We start from the raw sequence: 14,906 nt of genomic DNA on the forward strand, positions 1-14,906 counted from the left end.
GTTATTGCGCAGAGGCTTGTTTGCGTGCTTCGGTCAACCGTTTGGACAGATCCTGAATGACCGGATCACTGAAGGTCTCTTCTAAACTGCGGTTGAGTTTGCGGCGCCAGTTTGGATATTCGCTACTGGTGCCCGGAATATTGACCGGCTTATCCATCTCCAACCAGTCTTCCAATTGCAGGCTCAGCAGCGCACTGCTGCCTTTTGCCATATGTACCTGCATGCCATGATTTAATTCGCGGCTCATGCCCACCTCATCCACATAGCGACCTATCCACTGCGGAATAGAGCCATGTCCGTGCAGCGTGTCCAACAACTGCTGTTTATTTTCATGACGGGTGCGGTATAACTCTGCCAAAACCTCATCGGAAGGATACAGATTCAGAGACTTACCCAGTTCCAAATCCAGGCAATGCCAAAATCCGGTCAGGGTTGGCATATCATGGGTGGTCAGGGTTGCCATCGACTGTTCGGGATAATGAGCGGGCGAGAAAAAACCGCCGTCTTTGGCTTGCTCGAAGAAGAACACCCGGTAAGAATGCACGCCGTTATCTGCCAGCTTCTCACGGATTTCTTCAGGAACGGTACCCAAGTCCTCACCGATTACCAACGCCTGATGACGATGACTTTCCAGGGCCAGGATCCCCAACAAATCATCGACCGGGTAATACACATACCCCCCCTGCTTGGCATTATCCCCTTTATAAACCCACCACAGACGCAACAGCGCCATGACATGATCAATGCGCAGGGCCCCGCAAGACTGCATATTGGACGAAAAGAGATCGATAATGGGCTGATAGCGCTGACGATAAAGGACCAGCGGATCCATTGGCGGCAAGCCCCAGTTCTGTCCTAGTGGGCCTAAGATATCCGGCGGAGCGCCTACACTGGCATCGGTCGCATAAAGCTCTCGATTACCCCAAATCTCAGCACTTCCCTCACTGACCCCGACGGCCAAATCACGATAGATCCCAATGGACATGCCATTGTCATCGGCTTGTTTATCAGCCAAAGCTAATTGCTGCGCCGCCTGCCACTGAAGGAAAAGATAAAACTTAATGTTGTCGGCGTGAGACTTTTTAAATTTCTTTACCGCGTCCAGATGATATTCAGCATATTCAGCGGGAAAGACAGGCCAACCCCAGAAGTCCTTACCTTCGGCCTTCAGCATTTCCTGCAGCGCTTCATAGGTGGCCAGCATTTCCAGACTTTCCCCCCCTTCTTTGACAAAGGCTTTAAAGGCACGGTTCTGTTTGCTGTTATGCTTTAGGTATTGCTGATTGTAATGTTCAAAGACCAGCCGCAGTGCTTCCAGCTTCAAACTGCTGACGGTAGCGTAATCCACATGATCTTTTGCTCTTGCCTCTGCCAATCGCTGTTTAAAGCTTTCACTCGTTACCAGCGCTTGTATGTCTTTTGATTCAAAGCCTTCAATGGCCGTCACATCAAGATAAATGGTATTCAACCAACGTCTGGATGAGGGACTGTAGGGGCTGCAGGCATCAGGATTGGAAGGATACAATGCATGAATTGGATTAAGCCCGACAAATTGCGCACCTTGTTTTGCTGATTCACGGATCAGATAGCTAAGATCGCTGAAATCACCTATACCCCAATTGCGCTCACTTCTTAAGCAGTACAACTGCACGCTCAGACCCCACATCTTTTCGCCTTTGGCAATATTGTCAGGCTTATAACATGCCTTGGGGGCGATAATCAGACGCATAGTGGAGAGTTCTTCACCATCTCCTGCTTTTAGACTTACCTGGTGATAGCCAATGGGCGGCTCGGCGCTCAGCGCTAGGATATATTCCTGAAACTCACCATCTTGAATATGCGCCACATTAATCAGCTCGCCAGAGGAGGGCTCGATACCTTGGGTGATGACCTCCCCTTCTTCAGTGGTCAATTCGATATCGTAACTGTCATTTACCAGTTCAATTGGCAGACGCAAAGCAATCAATAAAGGTTCACCGATGCGGTTTACCTGCACGGGATCTAAGGGATTTAACCAGGCTTTAGCCGCATCTTCGTCTAACTTTTGATGAAGCGCTTGTTCGTCTTCAACAGGATAGCCCATGGCTTTAAGCAACTTAGCCTTGCTGGCCGGCTCCACTTGGGCTGGCTTGCCCCAGGCATCGATAAAGTTCGATTCGATTCCTCTTAATTCGACCAGCTTTTCAATCATTGAATCGTTCATGAATGACTAACACCTTGTATTCTGTGGGGAAAAGGCTAAACCTGTGGCTTTAGGAGCATTTACCATAGCCGAACTCAGGGGCCATTGCACTATCCCGCATTGTAATTTAGCAACATTATTTTGACATATTTTTGCCTTGTTTGGCATAGTGATCCATAATTTCTGTAATTTAGTTACATCTCATCATCTGACGAGGACAAACCATGACCATCAAGGTAGCAATCAACGGCTTTGGACGCATCGGCCGCAACATCATGCGCGCACTATATGAAGCCGAAAAACAATATGACATCAGCATAGTGGCGATTAATGATTTAGGCGATGCCGCCATTAATGCCCATTTACTCAAATACGACACCGCCCACGGCCGCTTTGCCGCCAAAGTAAACCACGACAGCGAAGCCATTTACGTTAATGACGATAAAATCCTGACGTTCAGTGAGCGTAATCCTGCGGATTTACCCTGGGGCAAGCTGGGTGTGGATGTGGTATTTGAATGTACCGGCCTGTTTACCAAGAAAAGTCAGGCACAGATGCACATTGATGCAGGAGCCAGGAAAGTCATTATTTCTGCCCCCGGTACCGAAGTGGATGCCACTGTGGTCTACGGTGTGAACCACGATGTGTTAACCGCGGATATGACGGTGATCTCTAATGCCTCCTGCACCACTAACTGCCTGGCTCCTATTGCTAAGCCTCTGCATGAAGCACTGGGTATTCAAAGCGGTCTGATGACCACCATCCACGCTTACACCAACGATCAGCGCCTAAGTGATGTGTATCATACCGATGTGCGTCGTGCGCGAGCTGCCGCCATGTCAATGATCCCGACCAAAACGGGTGCTGCCGCGGCAGTGGGTCTGGTGATCCCTGAGTTACAAGGCAAAGTAGATGGCATGGCGGTTAGGATCCCAACGATTAACGTCTCTTTGGTGGATCTCAACTTTGTCGCCAGCCGGGAAACTTCGGTAAAAGAAGTGAACGACATTATTGCCAAGGCTGCAGCCCAATCACCGATGAACCAAGTGCTAGCGGTAAATGAACTGCCGTTGGTATCCGTCGATTTCAACCATATCCCCTTCTCATCCATCTTTGATGCAACCCAGACCAAAGTCCAGGGCAACCTGGTCAAAGTGATGTCGTGGTATGACAACGAGTGGGGCTTTAGTAACCGTATGCTGGATAATGCCCAGTATTGGCTGAGTCTGTAGTTTGCCAAAAACAAAAAATTAACCGGGGCGCTCTGCCCCGGTTTCGATCTATGGTATCAAGTTTGACCTAAATTATATTAATGATCTAAGCGCAATAAACGGGATGTGCCAGTGAAACTCTCCACCCATGTTTTTCAGAAACAAACCGATGCAGGGATAAACATTCTTACCATCGATAACCAGACTGCTAGTGTGGAAATCAGTCTGTTTGGTGGCCAGGTATTGAGTTATTTGCCCAAGCACGACAGCCGACAGCGGCTTTGGTTAAGCCCCAAGGCCGTGTTAGATGGCAGCAAAGCAATCCGGGGCGGCGTGCCGATTTGCTGGCCTTGGTTTGGTCAGGCAAAAACTACAGGGTTACCAGCCCATGGTTACCTGCGTAGTCAACCCTGGCATGTTGTGCGCATCGACGATGAACTCGAAAAGACCACCCTGCAATTGCAGCCTCATGATACGCATGGCGCAGGCTTTGATGGCATCGCATCGGTACTCTTAGAGGTAGAGGTCAGCGAAAGACTGAGTATTCGACTTATTACCAGCAATCAAGGGGATAAGCCTTTTACCTACTGTGCTGCTCTGCACAGCTACTTTGCAGTGAGCCATATTGAGAATGTCAGACTTAACGGCCTGAAAGGCCAATACCTGGACAAAACGCAGGGATTCAGTGCCTTCCCCACCCCGACTTCCTATGCAATCGAAGGTGAAGTGGACCGAGTGCATCTCTTTGCCTCTCCCGAGGTTGAATTAAAAGACGGTAAGAATACCACCCGGATAGGATCACTAGGTCATGATTCGGTAGTGGTGTGGAATCCCGGCATCGACAAAACCAAGGACATCACTGATATGGAGCCGATGGGCTTTCAGCAGATGCTGTGTGTAGAAACCGCCATTACCCAGGGCAAAACCCTGGAAGTGGGCGAAGAGCATCAGCTTATTCAAATCATTGGCTGATAAGGGCAATATAAAAAAAGCCAGGCATGTGCCTGGCTTTTTTAATAGTCAAGCGCTCAGGCCTCTACGGTCTGCGCTCCTTTCACCGCCTCTTTGGCCAGTTCAGTGATCTTGTCCCACTGCCCTGTTGCCACCAGCTCATCAGGCGCTAACCAGGAGCCGCCCACACAGCGCACGTTAGGCAAGGCCAGATAATCGAGGTAATTATTCAGACCGATGCCCCCCGTCGGACAAAACACCACTTCCGGGAAAGGCCCACCAATAGACTTCAGCGTCTTTGTGCCGCCTGACGCTTCAGCCGGGAAGAATTTGAAGTGGGTGTAGCCCAGATCTTTGCCTTCCATCAATTCAGAAATAGAAGAAATGCCGGGAATGAGCGCAATCTTGCTGCGATTGCCCGCTTCCAATAATTCACGGGTTAAGCCAGGGCTGATCGCAAACTTGGCTCCCGCCTCTTCCACTTGTTTTAATTGCGCCGCGTTGGTCACTGTACCGGCACCCACTAGGGCATCAGGCACCTTATCGGCAATCTCTCGAATCACTTCCAACGCCGCAGGCGTGCGCAGTGTCACTTCCAATACCCGGATCCCACCGTCTATTAATGCTTTGGCCAATGGCACGGCATGGGCCACATCCTTGATCACCAGTACGGGTACCACGGGTCCTTGGGAGAAAAGTTGTTCGGAAGAAATCATCCAGTCTTTAGTCATGGCATTACCCTTTGAAATGCTGTTCAAGATAGGCTGCCGTGCCTATCAGGCCGTGTTCCGGCTCGGTTATTACATAAGTGGGAATGGCGGCCACATAGTCTTTGAAGCGGCCCTTGTATTCAAAACGCTCTCGAAACTCACTGGCCTTGAGAAAATCGACAAAGCGAGGCGCGATACCACCGGCAATGTACACACCACCAAAAGTACCAAGGTTGAGTGCTAAATTACCGCCGAAGCTCCCCATCACTTTACAAAACTGATTCAGGGTGGCCACACAAAGGTCACAGCGATTGAGCAGCGCGCGCTCGGTTATATCAGCTGGATCGGTTAAATCGGCAAAGCGACCTGAATGTTCGGCTATGGCTTGATAGATTTGCACAATACCACGACCGGATAACACTTCTTCGGCGGAAGCATGACCATACTTTTTGGTCAGAAAACGCCAGATCACCACGTCAGTTTCATCCACTGGGGCAAAGTCCACATGGCCGCCTTCGCCATCCAAACATTGCCAACCACTGCTGGCGGGGATCAAATGCCCCACTCCCAGGCCTGTTCCGGGCCCAAAGACAGCAATACTTTTATTAGGCTCGGCTTTGCCACCGCCAATCTGCTCTTTCTGATCATCGGCCAACACCGGCAGCGACATGGCAATGGCGGTATAGTCGTTAATCACATCCAGCCAATCCAGCTTCAGCGCTTCTTTAAGCGCAGCCTTGGAAAACTGCCAATGGTGATTGGTCATCTTGATCAGATCTTTATCTACCGGGCAGGCAATAGCGATACAGCCAGCACGAAAATCCAGATCGGGATAAGAGGCCGTATAGGCAGTGATAGCATCGTTGATAGTGGCATAGTCGTTACACAGGTATTTCTGGATAGCAGTAAGCTGACCATTGACCACCTGAGCCAAACGAATGTTAGTGCCGCCCACATCGGCTACGAATTTCGCGTTCATAGGTTTTGTACCTGTCTGACAAACAAGGAACAAGCGCCTTCTTCGGCGCCGGTCAGGCAAGAACGCATACCGGCAAACATCTCCCGTCCCATGCCTTGCAAATGATGTTCAATATTGGCCGCCTTGATAGGTCGTTTGGCCAATTCTTCATCGGACACATGCAGCTTAAGCTGGCCCGTTTCGGCATTCAGTTCAATAATGTCGCCGTTCATTACCTTGGCCAACAGTCCACCTTCGTAGGCCTCTGGCGTAACGTGAATAGCGGCGGGCACCTTACCGGAGGCACCGGACATACGACCGTCAGTCACCAGCGCCACCTGATATCCACGGTCCTGCAATACACCCAAAGGCGGCGTCAGACGGTGCAATTCGGGCATACCGATGGCTTTTGGCCCCTGGAATCGCACGACCACAATACAATCACGGTCCAACTCACCGGCTTTAAAGGCTTTATCCAGTTCAAACTGATCCTCAAAAACCACAGCCGGACCTCTGAGGTGGGTTTTCCCTTCACGAAGCGCTGAAGTCTTTATTACAGCGCGCCCCAGATTGCCTTTCAGCACAGCCAAACCACCATCCGGTTTAAACGGGGCTTTCACTGAAGCAAAGACCGAGGTGTCGATGGAGGTTTTAGGCCCATCACGCCATTGCAGCTTACCCTCTGCCAGCACCGGCTCCTGGGTATAGCGCTCCAGGCCATGGCCGCAAATGGTGTTGACATCGTTATGCAGTAAACCTGCTTCCAGCAATTCTTTAAACAGCAGCGCCATACCGCCAGCCGCGCTGAAATGGTTAATATCGGCCGAGCCGTTGGGATAAATACGGGTCAGAAGCGGTACGGCATTAGACAGATCGGAGAAGTCATCCCAGTTGATCAGATAGCCGGCCGCTCTTGCCACTGCCACCAAATGCATAGTGTGGTTGGTTGAGCCGCCGGTAGCGATCAGCGCCACCAAACCATTAACAATGGACTTGGCATCGACTATATGGCCGATGGGCATATAGCTATCGCCTAAGTCCGTTAAGCGGGTGGCTTGTATCGCTGCCGCCTTGGTCAGTTCATCGCGAAGGGCCGTACCGGGATTAACGAATGAAGAGCCCGGCAGATGCAGTCCCATTACCTCTACCACCAACTGGTTGCTATTAGCGGTCCCGTAGAAGGTGCAGGTACCAGCAGAATGATAAGACTTGGCTTCGGCTTCAAGCAGCTCCTCGCGCGTCGCCTTACCTTCAGCATAGGCCTGACGTACCCGCGCTTTTTCTTTATTTGGAATGCCAGAAGGCATAGGGCCGGCAGGCACGAAAACAGTGGGTAAGTGACCGAAACTCAGAGCGCCCAGCAAAAGTCCGGGCACGATCTTGTCGCAGATGCCCAACATTAAGGCGCCATCAAACATGTTGTGCGACAGTGCAACAGCGGTGGACATGGCAATCACATCCCGGCTCATCAGGCTCAGGTCCATACCCGGATTACCTTGGGTAACCCCATCACACATGGCCGGCACACCACCGGCAAACTGCGCCACGCTGCCCACTTCATGTACCGCCTGTTTAATAATGGCCGGATAGCTTTCATAGGGTTGATGAGCTGACAACATATCGTTGTAGGAAGAGACGATAGCGATATTGGCTTTGGTCATGCTGCGCAGGCTGGCCTTATCATCGGCATTACAGGCCGCAAAGCCATGGGCCAGGTTTCCGCATGACAACACCCCACGATGCGGGCCCTGCCCTCTGGCTGTGTCTATTTTGGCCAGATATTGCGCTCTCGTTGCCTTACTGCGCTCAATAATGCGCTCAGTGACTTCCAAAATAACTGAATTCATGGGTTCTCCTATGGCGCCCAAATCAATTCCACATCGGCTCTTGAGAGCACGGCACGAATGGGCATTTCAAGTTCATCATCCCCTGCCAGGGCTTTTTCCAGCACCGCTTTCTTGCTGTCGCCGGTCAGATGTAAAAAGTGATGATTGGCATCCAATAGTTTGGCCAGACTCAGGGACATTCGCCAATGAGGCGCCGTGGTGGGCTGCACAGCCAGACATGACTTCGGATATTTGAGATCCAAACCAGCCGTTATCTGCGCCGAGCAAGGAAACAAGGACGCCGTATGGCCATCTTCACCCATCCCCAGGATCACCACATCAAAGGGGGCCGGGATGCTATTGACCGCCTGACAACAGGCGTCAACACCCTGCTCTGCACTTTGCTGCGCATTTTTCAAGCCAACAAAACGCGCAGATGCCGCCTTATTGACTAACAAATGCTCGCGTACCATTTTTTCGTTGCTGGCTGCATCGTCCACGTCAACCCATCGTTCATCGGCCAGGCTGATGGTCACTTTTGGCCAGTCCAGGTCGCGTTGTGACAATTGGGCGAAAAACTCCTGGGGCGTGCGACCACCTGAGACGATGAGGCTGGCCACACCGCGGGATTGAATGGCGTTTTCAAGGATTGAGGCAATACGCGCAGCAAATTGCTGATTCAGCTCTTTTGTACTGGCATAAATACTCTGTTTCATCAGCCACCTACTTTTTGGTCAACTTGCTTTCATACCAGGCGCGCTCGTCACGAGCCATTAGGGCTATAGAGGCTACTGGTCCCCAGGTGCCTGCCTGATAAGGCTCTGGCGGTTCATTGCTGTTTTCCCAGGCTTCAATAATGCTGTCCACCCAGCGCCATGCTTGTTCGATTTCATCCCGACGCACAAAGAGCGCCTGATTGCCCAGCATCACTTCCAACAGCAATTTCTCGTAGGCATCGGCAATTCGCTCATCCTTGAAGGTTTCGGAGAAACTCAGGTTAAGCTTGGTCTTTTGCAGATCCATGGAGCTGGAGCCGGTCAGACCCGGAACCTTGTTCATCACAGTGATTTCAACCCCTTCATCGGGCTGCAGGCGTATGGTCAGTTTGTTAGGTGGTAGCTTGTTAAAACTGTCTTTAAACAAGTTATGCGGTTGCGGCTTAAAGTAGATCACAATTTCACTGACTTTAGTGGGCATACGCTTTCCGGTGCGAATGTAGAAAGGCACACCGGCCCAGCGCCAGTTATCCAACTCTACTTTGATCGCCACAAAGGTTTCTGTTTCGCTACGTTGGTTAGCATCAGGCTCTTCCAGATAGCCAGGCACCTCTTTGCCTTTCACGAAACCACTGCCGTATTGGCCACGAACGGTTTTCTCGCCGATATTGCTGCTGTTGATGGGACGCAGTGCCTTCAACACTTTCAGCTTCTCATCACGAATACTGTCAGCATCGAGGTTTGTCGGCGGCTCCATGGCAATCAAGGTGAGAATTTGCAGCAGGTGATTTTGCACCATATCACGCATTTGACCGGCCTGATCGAAGTAGCCCCAACGTCCCTCAATCCCCACAGACTCGGCTACGCTAATCTGCACATGATCGATGCAATTGTGATCCCAGTTAGTGGCAAAAATTGAATTGGCAAAACGCAGCGCTATCAGGTTTAAGACCGTTTCTTTACCCAGATAGTGGTCGATTCGGTAAATCTGGTTTTCATCAAAGAATTCAGCCACCTGATTGTTAATCACTTTCGAAGTCGCCAAATCATGACCAATGGGTTTTTCCAGCACCACGCGCACGCTGGGGTCGATGATGCCAGCCGCGTTCAGACCTTTGCAGATGTCGCCATAAATGGAAGGCGGGGTGGCGAGATAGCAGACCATGGTGCGCTCGGCATCCACATGCTCAAGAAGTGACGCATAGGCATTGATGTCCTGCATGTCCACGCATACATAGTCTAACTTGGCACTAAAACGGCCCCATGATTCTTCGCAAAGGGATTCGCCAGTGAATTTTTCAATGTTTTCTTTGACCAGCGCCACATACTCTTGGTCACTGATATCGTTGCGGGCAACACCGATAATCTTGGTGTCCGCATGCACAAGGCCAGCCTTGTCCAGCTGATATAAAGAAGGCAGGAGTTTGCGCCGAGCCAAATCCCCTTTGGTCCCAAAGAGTACGAAATCACAAGGCTTGACAGAATTTTGCAACACCATAGTTTCAACCTGAATAAATAGAAGTCAAAATAGTCTATAAACTTTTGTAAGTTTACTAGATTACTCAAGGCTAAATTGTTAACACCAGGTTATATTAGCCCCAAATGTAGTAATATTACAACTTATACAACAGCAATTTGTCGTTGAATTCCCATATGTTTCCGTTTTTAGCGGCTTCATGACGAAAAAAGCTGGTCAAGCTGTCAAAAAATTACAAGAATAGACACATCATTATAAGTAATAAAATGTTGTGCGTATGAACATTCTTGAAAAAATCAGTCAAAATCAGGCGGTCTTTAGCAAGTCTGAGCGTAAGGTAGCTGAAGCGATTCTGGCTAACCCACAGACCGCTATTCATTCCAGCATCGCCACCCTGGCCAAGATGTCTAACGTCAGCGAACCAACGGTAAACCGTTTCTGCCGTCGGTTAGACACCAAAGGGTTTCCCGACTTCAAACTGCATTTGGCTCAAAGTCTGGCTAACGGTACGCCCTATGTAAACCGCCATGTGGAAGAGACTGACGGGCCTGACGAGTACACTAATAAAATATTTGAATCGACCATGGCCTCATTGGAAGTAGCGCGCCAATCGCTTGATATCAGCGTGATCAACCGGGCAGTGGATTTGTTAACCCAAGCGCAAAAAATTTCTTTTTTCGGCCTTGGCGCATCTGCGTCGGTTGCTCATGATGCGCTCAATAAATTCTTCCGTTTCAACGTGCCCGTGGTCTACTTTGACGACATACTGATGCAGCGTATGAGCTGTATGAACTGCACGGAAGAGGATGTGGTGGTATTGATTTCCCACACCGGTCGCACCAAAAGCTTGGTGGATGTGGCGCAGATTGCCAGGGGCAATGATGCAACGGTTATCGGTATTACCTCTAAAGACAGTCCACTGGCCCGTGAATGCAGTTTGGTGATCTCTCTTGATGTGCCGGAAGATACCGATATGTATATGCCAATGGCATCGCGTATCGCCCAGTTAACCCTGATTGACGTGCTTGCCACCGGCTTTACCCTGCGCCGTGGTACCAAATTCCGTGAAAACCTTAAACGTGTAAAAGATACCCTCAGGGAGTCCCGCTACGACAAGCGGTAGCCATGACGTCCCTGACAGATAGTCCCTGGAAGGAACACCCTTAAGAGGATTTCCTGGTCGGGCCTGTTACCGATGCCGCAGGCTGGCGGGCCTGGCGGCATCCCCTCTGAATAACTTGTTAAATAATTTCACAAACTCTTTCTTACTCCGCGTTATTTTGTAATAAAATTACAGCTATACTTTCGTCCACCGTACAAAGGGCGGCATAACGCCCAATGACAACAGAGTGACACCTCATATGCTCAGAAGAACAAAAATCGTCGCCACCTTAGGCCCTGCCACAAATACTCCCGAAATGATCGAAGCCATTATTTCTGCAGGCGCCAATGTAGTACGTATGAACTTTTCTCATGGCAGCGCCGAAGATCATATTCATCGGGCCAACCTGGTGAGGGCTGCGGCAGCCAAATTGGGTAAGTACGTCGCTATATTAGGGGATTTGCAAGGCCCTAAAATCCGCGTGGCCAAATTTGTAGACGGCTCAGTTAACCTGGCCATTGGCGACCATTTTATTCTGGATGCCGATCTTGCCCGTGATGCCGGAACCAAAGAGCGCGTCGGCATTGACTACAAAGCCCTGCCCCAGGATGTGTCTTCCGGCGATATCCTGCTGTTGGATGATGGCCGTATCCAGTTACAGGTAGATTCGGTCAACGGCAATGAAGTGCATACCAAGGTTACCGTTGGCGGTAAATTATCCAATAACAAGGGCATTAACCGCTTGGGTGGAGGCCTTTCGGCCGAAGCGCTGACCGACAAAGACAAGGAAGACATAAAAACCGCTGCCCTGATGAATGTGGATTACTTGGCCGTGTCTTTTCCCCGTAACGGTGATGATCTGCGCTACGCCCGCCAATTAGCCGAAGCGGCCGGCTGCAAAGCCAAAATCTGCGCCAAGGTAGAGCGTGCCGAAGCAGTTGCCAGCGAAGCGGCCATGGACGATGTGATCAGCGCCAGCGACGCCGTGATGGTAGCCCGCGGGGATTTAGGGGTGGAAATCGGCGACGCCGAACTGGTTGGCGTACAGAAAAAGTTAATCTCCCGCTCCAGGCAATTGAATAAAGTGGTGATCACCGCCACACAGATGATGGAGTCAATGATCAGCAGCCCCATGCCGACCCGTGCCGAAGTCATGGACGTGGCCAATGCCGTGTTGGATGGCACCGATGCGGTGATGCTGTCAGCAGAAACCGCTGCAGGCGACTACCCCGTGGAAACGGTCAAAGCCATGGCTCGTGTCTGTGAAGGCGCTGAAACCCATCCCAGCGTTAAAATTTCCAAGCACCGTATCGATGAAAGCTTCAGCTCTATTAGCGAAACCACAGCTTTATCGGCAGTCTATGCGGCCAATCATTTGCCCAGTATTAAGGCCATAGTAGCGCTGACAGAAAGCGGCGGCACTGCCAGGCTGATGTCTCGTATTACCAGTTCGTTGCCTATCTACGGCCTGTCCAGACATGAGCCTTCACTGAATCAAATGGCGCTTTACCGCGGCGTAAAACCGGTCTATTTCGACTCCACCCATAGCGTGCCTGGTCAGCTGAAACTGGATGTTATCGCCTGTCTGCGCGAACGTAACCTGGTCGATAGCGGCGATCATTTTGTCATGACCTATGGCGACGAAATGGAAACCGAAGGAGCAACCAACGGCTGTAAGATAGTGGTTGTGCCGTAATCCGAATCAGCAAGAGAAAAGGGAGCCGAGGCTCCCTTTTTCATTTCAGAATCCACCGTACGCAGAAGATTATTTTGCCTTCCCTGCTGCAGCCAGCATCGATCCCATCATCACCAGTCCTGCGCCAATATAAGCCCACTGATCCAAGTCACTGGGGACAAAATGACTAGGCCAAATACGCACTGCGGCTTCCATACTTAAAAACGTAAAAAGGGGCGCCAAAGCAATCACGGCACTCACTTTAGAGGCATGCCAAACATGCAACGCTTCGGTAAAGGCGCCATAGGCCACTACGGTATTAGCACAACAGAATATCAATGCGGCCAATTGCAACGTATTCATGTTCAGCACAGTGTTTAAATTTGAAAATGGCAGCAACACGATACAACCAGCACAATACAGCAACAGGGTCAGCTGTTTCGCCGTCAGCGCTTTAAGCAGATGTTTTTGTGATAAGGCATAAGCGGCCCAGGTGATCGCCGCCACAATCACCATCAACACGCCAAGGGTGTACTGCCCCAAAGAGCTGAATAACAATGCCAGGCGATCATTAAAAAACAACAACAAGCCTGCCAGCAACACCAAGGCACCGAAGGTTTCATAGCGATTAAAGCGTTCCTTGTAGATGATAATACCGCCAACCATCAGTAAAAACGGCGCCAGTTGAATCAGCACCTGTGCCGTTTCCGGATTGAGGTAGTGCAGGCCCTGTAGGTAGAGCACATAGTTGGCGATCAGGCCGATGGCAGCCATCGCAATCAGCATATTGTTACTGCGGCTAATGGCCCTAAGCGGCGGGAGAGCCTTGGTGCGATGCAGCAACCATCCCACAAAAAGGGCAGCCAGAGTAAAGCGATACCAGGTAATAGTAATGGCATCCATCACCTCCAGGCATAACTTTAAGAAAACCGGTAACATGCCCCACAGCACGGCTGTCAGCAGTGACAAGCCGAAACCATACCAATGCCTGACTTGAACGGTCTGCACAATGTCTCCTTGCACAAGATGAGGTGCCGTTTGAGGCAAACGGCAATGAAGTTAGGAACTTTTGTCTTGTTTTTGGTTGATCTGATGCTTACGCACGGCCCGGCGCATACGTGAAATCTGCACGTGATCAGGACGGGCTTCCTTGGTTTCATCCAAAATGGTGCGATTTTCAGGTGGTAGTTTCACCAGTTTGCGCAGACCGTTAATGGTGGCCAGCGGCAACTCCATCCAAGCGCCCTGAGGTAAGCGTTTCTCCAGCTCAATCTGACCGTAGCGCACACGAATCAGGCGGCTGACCTTCACTTCCTGTGATTCCCACATCCGGCGCACTTCACGATTTTTGCCTTCGCTGAGGGTGACATTAAACCAGTGGTTCATGCTTTTATCATCACCCTGATGGCGTTTTATACTGTTAAATTTGGCCTCACCGTCTTCTAACTTCACACCCTCTTTAAGGCGTTTGATCATCGGCTCGGTCACTTCACCAAACACACGAACAGCATATTCGCGCTCTACTTCATGGCTGGGGTGCATCAGTCGATTGGCCAACTCACCGTCATTGGTAAACAGTAGTAGACCACTGGTATTGATATCCAGACGGCCCACAGCAATCCAGCGGCCATTCTTGATATGCGGCAGCCGGTCAAACACGGTGGCTCTGCCCTTTTCATCCTTACGGGTACAGAGTTCACCTTCCGGCTTGTTATACATGATGACACGGCAGAAAGGTTGCTCGGCCTGGTTTTCCAGTTGCTTGCCATCGACCCGGATTTTATCGCTGGATTCGACCCGTTGGCCTAATGTTGCCACCTGACCGTTAACGGATACCCGGCCCTGGGTGATCCAGGTTTCCATTTCCCGGCGGGATCCAAAACCGGCATTGGCCAGTACCTTCTGCAGTTTTTCGCTCACGTTCGCCTCTCGGTGATCTGCTCCAAAAAAGGAGACAATAGCTTCTAAAGGCCGCTATTCTACTCCCAGGCCTGGATCACCGCCAGAAAATGCTTCTGGTAAGAGACTTCTACAATCAATAAACAACGCTGTCACGGGTAATATCCGAATACTATACAGAGCAGAATCAAATATTTGT

The 14,906-nt window shown here is 50.6% G+C and carries 12 protein-coding genes; 4 read left to right on the forward strand and 8 right to left on the reverse strand.

Going from position 1 to position 14,906, the window contains the following annotated elements; all coding sequences use genetic code 11:
* Position 1: 1 nt before the first annotated feature.
* A complete protein-coding gene (gene malQ / locus P2G88_RS10940; RefSeq protein WP_275795906.1) occupies positions 2-2,203 on the reverse strand; it encodes a 4-alpha-glucanotransferase in 2,202 nt (733 codons plus the stop codon).
* 203 nt (positions 2,204-2,406) lie between these two features.
* Here malQ and gap point away from each other — a divergent pair, with 203 nt between their 5' ends.
* Both gap and P2G88_RS10950 read left to right on the forward strand, forming a co-directional pair.
* Positions 2,407-3,414, forward strand: coding sequence for a type I glyceraldehyde-3-phosphate dehydrogenase (gene gap, locus P2G88_RS10945; RefSeq protein WP_275795907.1), 1,008 nt, complete (start codon positions 2,407-2,409; stop codon positions 3,412-3,414).
* Positions 3,415-3,525: 111 nt separating this feature from the next.
* Positions 3,526-4,365 (forward strand): D-hexose-6-phosphate mutarotase, encoded by an 840-nt coding sequence (locus P2G88_RS10950; RefSeq protein WP_275795908.1) that lies wholly within the window; start codon positions 3,526-3,528, stop codon positions 4,363-4,365.
* 56 nt (positions 4,366-4,421) lie between these two features.
* On the opposite strand, the gene P2G88_RS10955 is transcribed toward P2G88_RS10950, so the two are convergent.
* From P2G88_RS10955 to zwf, 5 genes are read right to left on the reverse strand one after another with little or no spacing between them, the layout of a single operon-like run.
* Positions 4,422-5,075: a bifunctional 4-hydroxy-2-oxoglutarate aldolase/2-dehydro-3-deoxy-phosphogluconate aldolase gene (locus tag P2G88_RS10955; RefSeq protein WP_275795909.1), complete on the reverse strand. Its 654-nt coding sequence runs from the start codon at positions 5,073-5,075 to the stop codon at positions 4,422-4,424.
* Between the two features lie 4 nt (positions 5,076-5,079).
* Positions 5,080-6,033: a glucokinase gene (locus tag P2G88_RS10960; RefSeq protein WP_275795910.1), complete on the reverse strand. Its 954-nt coding sequence runs from the start codon at positions 6,031-6,033 to the stop codon at positions 5,080-5,082.
* A complete protein-coding gene (gene edd / locus P2G88_RS10965; RefSeq protein WP_275795911.1) occupies positions 6,030-7,859 on the reverse strand; it encodes a phosphogluconate dehydratase in 1,830 nt (609 codons plus the stop codon). Before edd ends, P2G88_RS10960 begins: the two co-directional genes overlap by 4 nt.
* Positions 7,860-7,867: 8 nt before the next feature.
* Positions 7,868-8,554 (reverse strand): 6-phosphogluconolactonase, encoded by a 687-nt coding sequence (pgl, locus tag P2G88_RS10970; protein WP_275795912.1) that lies wholly within the window; start codon positions 8,552-8,554, stop codon positions 7,868-7,870.
* Positions 8,555-8,561: 7 nt separating this feature from the next.
* Complete coding sequence (gene zwf / locus P2G88_RS10975; protein WP_275795913.1) at positions 8,562-10,052, reverse strand: glucose-6-phosphate dehydrogenase; 1,491 nt, start codon at positions 10,050-10,052, stop codon at positions 8,562-8,564.
* A 256-nt stretch (positions 10,053-10,308) separates the two neighbouring features.
* Here zwf and P2G88_RS10980 point away from each other — a divergent pair, with 256 nt between their 5' ends.
* On the forward strand, positions 10,309-11,154 hold the full coding sequence (locus tag P2G88_RS10980; protein ID WP_275795914.1) for a MurR/RpiR family transcriptional regulator: 846 nt from the start codon (positions 10,309-10,311) through the stop codon (positions 11,152-11,154).
* A 238-nt stretch (positions 11,155-11,392) separates the two neighbouring features.
* Positions 11,393-12,829 (forward strand): pyruvate kinase, encoded by a 1,437-nt coding sequence (gene pyk / locus P2G88_RS10985; protein WP_275795915.1) that lies wholly within the window; start codon positions 11,393-11,395, stop codon positions 12,827-12,829.
* A gap of 69 nt (positions 12,830-12,898) precedes the next feature.
* Here the strand turns inward: pyk and P2G88_RS10990 are convergent, their stop codons facing one another.
* Positions 12,899-13,816, reverse strand: coding sequence for a DMT family transporter (locus tag P2G88_RS10990; protein WP_275795916.1), 918 nt, complete (start codon positions 13,814-13,816; stop codon positions 12,899-12,901).
* Positions 13,817-13,867: 51 nt separating this feature from the next.
* Positions 13,868-14,728 carry a 23S rRNA pseudouridine(2605) synthase RluB gene (rluB, locus tag P2G88_RS10995; protein ID WP_275795917.1) on the reverse strand — a complete coding sequence of 287 codons (861 nt, stop codon included), beginning with the start codon at positions 14,726-14,728 and terminating at the stop codon, positions 13,868-13,870.
* Between the last annotated feature and the right edge of the window lie 178 nt (positions 14,729-14,906).

This window comes from Aliiglaciecola sp. CAU 1673, assembly GCF_029223185.1.
Taxonomy (GTDB): domain Bacteria; phylum Pseudomonadota; class Gammaproteobacteria; order Enterobacterales; family Alteromonadaceae; genus Bowmanella.